A 1,690-nucleotide genomic window follows, 5' to 3' on the forward strand; every position below is an offset into this window, starting at 1 on the left:
CCATAGATATTTACATAGATTCTCGCGTTAACTAGCGGGAATCTCTCCTCGAGTTTTGCAAATCCTTCCCAAGTCAGGCTGTTCTTTTGGCTTCTACGATTGAGCACTTCAAGTATCTTGCGCCGTATGCGGTATCCAAACGCATGAATTCCGTTGCTGTTGTCGGTCACCCCATAGTAGCGGTAGTGCCCAGCCAGCTTGGCATTTATCTGCTTGATTAAGTCTCCTATCTCAGTGTGCATATTTTGATAGAGCCATTCAGCAAAGTATTTCAACTTCGCTCTAAATTTCTTCCGGCTGGTTGTCCTCTTGACGCGGAACTTTCCGTTCTGGCTTTTGCTACAGTAGTGCGTGAATCCGAGAAAGTCGAATGTCTCCGGCTTGCCTTCCCCTCGTTTATTCCGTCGTTCCTCGGCGAAGCGTCCGAATTCGATAATCTTTGTCTTTTTTACCGCTATCTCTAGGTTGAACTTCCGTAATCGCTCTATCAACTTCCCATAGAAAGTTTCAGCATCATCTTGGTGTTGAAAGAAGCACACAAAGTCGTCAGCGTACCGAATTAGGTAGGCTTCGCCTCTGCATTCCCGCTTTATCTTTACCGTAAACCACAAGTCCAGTACATAGTGTAGATATACATTCGCCAGCGTGGGGGAGATGACTCCTCCCTGCGGCGTTCCTGTGTCTGTCTCGTATTCTACTCCTGCCTCTATGACCCCGGCTTTTAAGAAACGTTGTATCAGTCGCAATAGATTTGGGTCTTGGATTCGCTCTTGCAGAAATTTCATCATCCACTCATGGTCAACATTATCAAAGAATCCTTTGATGTCCGCATCCACTACATAGCTGACTTTCTTGCTTTCCAGGATTTTGGCCACTTCCTTCAAGGCGTCATGACAGCTTCTCCCTGGCCTGAATCCATAGGAGCAGTCGAGGAATTCCGGTTCGTAGATGACTGTCAGGATTTCGTTCAGGATTTTCTGCACCAGCTTGTCCTCATAGGCGGGTATTCCTAGCGGTCGCTTCTTGCCATCAGCTTTGGGGATGTAGACTCTCTTTACGGGTTGCGGCTTGTACGCTTGCCGCTTCATTCTCGCTAGAAGGTCGGTAATATTTTCCTGTAGCTTTTCTCCATAGTCTTCTTTGGTTACATCGTCAGCGCCGTCTGCTTTGTCTGCTGACAGGGCATTATGAGCTGCTTTCAGGCTTTCCTCGTCAATGGCATGGATGAGGGTTTGCAGTTTGACTCTCGGTCTTCGTTTGGCTAACTCGGCTATCCTTTTCAGTTTTGTTTCCAATGGCTTCCTGCCTCCAGTGCAGCATTGTTTCCCTTGCCAAGGGCACTACTATCTTACGTCCTTCCCTCCGCAGGCATTACCCTGCTTCATTGGTACTACTACGTAATCCGACTCCCTGCCACCTATTTGGCTTCCTCGTCTTCAACTTGTCGGCCATACTCCTTCCGGAGAGCAACAGGGTCTCCCAAGTTCTCACGGAGTAACTGTGTGTAGCATGCCAAGACCTTCGATCCCGGGGCGCCAAACTTAACTTGCCTTTATCGCTAAGCCCAGTGTTGTCTTCTGCTCGTCCCATGCATCGACCATTCCCATTAGGAATTTCGGGATTCTACATCTTCAGCTTTCGCTTTCGGCCTACTACCTTTCCTACCTACGCTTAGACCTGGCGTTACCGC

The 1,690-nt window shown here is 48.4% G+C and carries 1 protein-coding gene; it reads right to left on the reverse strand.

Annotation, left to right across the window (positions count from 1 at the left end; translation table 11 throughout):
• Window positions 1–1,295, reverse strand: a 1,295-nt coding sequence (ltrA, locus tag LUCIF_RS00030; protein ID WP_122625859.1) for a group II intron reverse transcriptase/maturase, incomplete at its 3' end; no start/stop codon positions are given.
• Between the last annotated feature and the right edge of the window lie 395 nt (window positions 1,296–1,690).

This window comes from Allolucifera butyrica, assembly GCF_900476375.1.
GTDB lineage: Bacteria > Bacillota > Negativicutes > Sporomusales > UPPP01 > Lucifera > Lucifera butyrica.